This window comes from Schnuerera sp. (genome assembly GCF_035459645.1).
In the GTDB taxonomy this organism is placed as follows: Bacteria; Bacillota; Clostridia; order Tissierellales; family Tepidimicrobiaceae; genus Schnuerera.
Map to the genome: position 1 here is coordinate 1 of NZ_DATHXO010000527.1, position 3,788 is coordinate 3,788.

Consider the following 3,788-nt stretch of genomic DNA (forward strand, 5'->3'; position numbering starts at 1 on the left):
GTTACAATCCCCAATACCTCCTTTACAATTAAAATAATTATTGATGACTATCCCTCTTCTTCTTGGTTGGAAATTTGGAACCATAATTATTGAAGTCCTACCCCTATTTATAAAATAAATAGGGGTAGATCTCATGTCAGAAATGCCCAAGAATTCAACTGATAAGGAAGCATGATTGGTGCATTCTACGGCTAACGCTCTATTTCCTTCAAGGATGTACCACCCATTACTGTCAACCCTTTCTTTCTGCTTTTAGGCATAGAAAGATGGCGAAATTTACTTGGTCTCGATTGATCTAAACTTTGCTATTTTTATTTTATTATCTAGTTTTCTTTATATAAAAATAGATATATTAGAATCTTTTATATTCTAATATATCTATAATGATTATTTTGGAATTTCTCTAAGTACTATTTTTTACTTGCTAGTTGCACATAATATAAAATGATATGTCGTATTATTGGAGGGCAGACACATGGGTCTGACCCTACGCACAACCATTATATATGCTAGGACCATTGCGATGACTATTGTAAATCATGTGTCGTATGAAACCGGATAGACACACAGGTCCATCCCTACCCACAACTGTGATATATTCCACATCGTAGGGGTTGACCTATGTGTCAACCCGTTTATATGTCAACTTGATTATATGTCAACTCGTTAATGCACATAACATTATAAGCATAACTTCCTTTTTAATTCCTAAGGTTTTAATTCACTGATGTTAGTATATAACCATGGACACAAAATAAGGTTTTCTGTATACTAAAAATGAGGAAGGAAGTGTCCATAAATGTCTAAGAGAAATACCTATACAGATGAATTTAAAACTATGATTGCAGAATTAGTATTATCAGGAAAACCAGTTAAAGAAGTAGCAGACGAATATAGCCTAAGCCAAAGCACAGTACGTGGTTGGGTAAAGAAAAAGGCCTCTATTGAAGTAAAGGGTGATACTACTAATCATGAAGAAATTCTAAAGATTAAAAAAGAAAATGCAAGACTTAAGGAGGAAGTAGAAATATTAAAAAAAGCTATGGCTATATTCGCAACCAAATAGACCCTGATAATATATTTGAAATAATCAAAGATAACTCTGATACACATAGCATAGATACTATGTGTAAGTTACTCGATTATCCTAGAAGCACCTATTATGATAAACAAAAAGAAAAGCCTGAAAATAAGTGGAAAAAAGAAAACAAGAAGCTACAAGAAGATATTTTAAAAATATATAATGCTATAACTACCCAGAAACCCACTAAAGGTTTAATTATACATTCAGATAGAGGTTCACAAGTGCGACAAGAAGTCGCATAATATATTGCAGTAAAGCTACTCCATCCATTCGGAGTAATCCTATCGTGACTAGCGAAGATGGTAACGTCTAGGTTAGAAAGCTCACGAAACAATGAGGAAATTCTAGAAGCCCAAATCTGGAACGACTACTAGGATAAGAAAGCCATGGAGAACGTAAAGTGAATCACTGTAGGGACCGTTACGCTGGATAATGCGAAATGGGCTGTTACGCTTTGACCAAAAAGGTACGGAGTCAAGCAAAGGTGTTCTGGATAGCCAATGCGAATGGATATTGCACTCCCGGTCTAAAGGTGGCTCCTAAAGCTTTCATAATTATGTATTATGCGAAACTTGGTAAACCCTATGAGCTCCCATAATTAATGGGTATCTTACCGCAAGGAAAAGAAATAGTTCAGAGGGCAGAAGAACGAGATAAAAAGCGAATGTCTTTGTTGTAATTACAGAGAATAGAGGTTAAATTACCTCAACTTGAAAGGGTGCAGACTTATCTCATGGTATTTCTTAGTAAGAAAGGAGTGTAAGTCTATGAATTTTAGAGACTCAACTACGGATAAAACCGAGAGACTAAAAGACACATCAAAACTTACGGTTCAATGGGAAACTATGGACTGGAATAAGGCTGAAAATCATGTTAATAGACTACAAACCAGGATTGCTAAGGCAGCAGTGAAAAGTGACTGGAATAAGGTTAAAAGACTACAATATTTACTTACACACTCTTTTTATGCAAAAGCCCTTGCTATTAAGAAAGTAACGTCTAACAAAGGTAAAAACACTTCAGGAGTTGACAAGAAAATCTGGTCAACTTCTGCATCAAAAATGAAGGCAACACTTTCCATAGGTAGAAAAACATATAGGTCAAAACCTCTTAAAAGAGTATATATTGAAAAAAAAGGTAAGAATAAGAAACGACCTCTAGGTATCCCGACAATGTATGACCGAGCAATGCAAACACTTTATGCTCTAGGATTAGAACCTGTAGCAGAAGTTACTGGTGATAATATCTCTTTTGGCTTTAGACCAGGAAGAAGTGCTAAAGATGCTTGCGAACAAATATTTTGCATTCTTGCAAGAAAATGTTCACCAAAATGGATATTAGAGGGAGATATTAAAGGGTGTTTTGACAATATAAATCATGAGTGGCTAATGAATAACATTCCCATGGATAAAAGAGTTATGAAACAATTTTTGAAGTCAGGTTTCATATATAAAGGTGAGTTATTTCCAACAGAAACAGGTTCCCCTCAAGGAGGTTCAATTTCAAGTATATATGCGAATATGACATTAGATGGTCTAGAAAAGTTAATTCAAGATAAATATCATCGAAATTCAAAAGGCAATATTGAAAATCATTATCGTGCTAAAACAAAAGTCAATCTAGTAAGGTATGCAGATGACTTTATTGTAACAGCAAATTCTAAAGAAACAGCTAAAGAAGTGAAACTTCTAATAAGCGACTTTCTTAAAGCTAGAGGATTAGAACTTTCAGAAGAAAAGACAACAATAGCACATATCGATGAAGGTTTTGATTTTCTAGGATGGACATTTAGAAAATTCAAAGATAAATTAATAACTAAACCATCAAAGAATTCAATCAAAACATTAATAAGAAAGCTATCGACAATAATTTTGAAAGAAGGCAAAGCACACAGACAAGTAGATATAATACGAAGATTGAATTCAATTATTAGAGGTTGGACTAATTACCACAAGCATGTTGTCGCAAGTCAAACATTCTCTTGTATCAATAATACTCTATATTTAATCCTACAGAAATGGGCAAAGCATAGACATCCAAATAAAAATGGATGGTGGAGGCTTAATAAATATTGGCACTATAAAAATGGTAAACCATGGTTGTTTTCAACTGAAATTAATAGTCTAATTAACCTTAGAACAATAAAAATAGTTCGTCATCCTAAGTTACAAATATCGAGAAATCCCTATATTGATAAAGAATATTTTATTAAAAGGAAATATCGATTAAAAACACTTGCTGTCGCCAGAAATGGTTAAGAAATGCTTGAGCCGTATGAGCGGGAAACTCTCACGTACGGTTCTTAGATGAGGGAAAGGGAGTAATCCCTTTTTCTTAATCGATTATACCAATAATATATTTAAAAGTAAGCTTGAAGAAGCTGGGATGACACAAAGTATGTCAAGGGTTGGTAAATGTATAGACAATGGGCCTATGGAATCATTTTTTGGTACTCTAAAAGTTGAAATATTCTATGGAAAGACTTTTAAAACGATAGAAGAATTAAGGGAAAGGATAATTGAATATATCAAGTTTTATAATGAAGAAAGGTTACAAAAAAGATTAGGATGCGGGTGCCACGCTCATCGGTATGCCCCTGGAGCACCACGCGCGCATTGCCGTTGTCGCGCAGGTAGCGGGCATTGGCGGCCAGCACCGGCTCGAACTCGCTACGGATGCGGTCGCTGTCGAACTCGAAGTAGAC

Annotated in this window: 3 protein-coding genes and 1 pseudogene; all 4 read left to right on the plus strand. The window is 34.8% G+C overall.

The window, feature by feature from the left end; translation table 11 throughout:
• Positions 1-799 precede the first annotated feature (799 nt).
• Entirely contained in the window at positions 800-1,066 is a 267-nt protein-coding gene (locus tag VK998_RS12325) for a transposase (protein ID WP_325228798.1), read from the plus strand.
• A gap of 59 nt (positions 1,067-1,125) precedes the next feature.
• A complete protein-coding gene (locus tag VK998_RS12330) occupies positions 1,126-1,326 on the plus strand; it encodes a hypothetical protein (RefSeq protein ID WP_325228800.1) in 201 nt (66 codons plus the stop codon).
• Between the two features lie 525 nt (positions 1,327-1,851).
• On the plus strand, positions 1,852-3,342 hold the full coding sequence (gene ltrA, locus VK998_RS12335; RefSeq protein ID WP_005585350.1) for a group II intron reverse transcriptase/maturase: 1,491 nt from the start codon (positions 1,852-1,854) through the stop codon (positions 3,340-3,342).
• Between the two features lie 85 nt (positions 3,343-3,427).
• Positions 3,428-3,649, plus strand: a pseudogene (locus VK998_RS12340) (transposase); the annotation flags it as partial.
• Between the last annotated feature and the right edge of the window lie 139 nt (positions 3,650-3,788).

What these genes read in the sequence shown, in the direction of transcription:
- VK998_RS12325 (WP_325228798.1), top strand. Translation starts at nt 800, where the DNA reads ATGTCTAAGAGAAATACCTATACAGATGAATTTAAAACTATGATTGCA.
- VK998_RS12330 (WP_325228800.1), top strand. Translation starts at nt 1,126, where the DNA reads ATGTGTAAGTTACTCGATTATCCTAGAAGCACCTATTATGATAAACAA.
- ltrA (WP_005585350.1), top strand. Translation starts at nt 1,852, where the DNA reads ATGAATTTTAGAGACTCAACTACGGATAAAACCGAGAGACTAAAAGAC.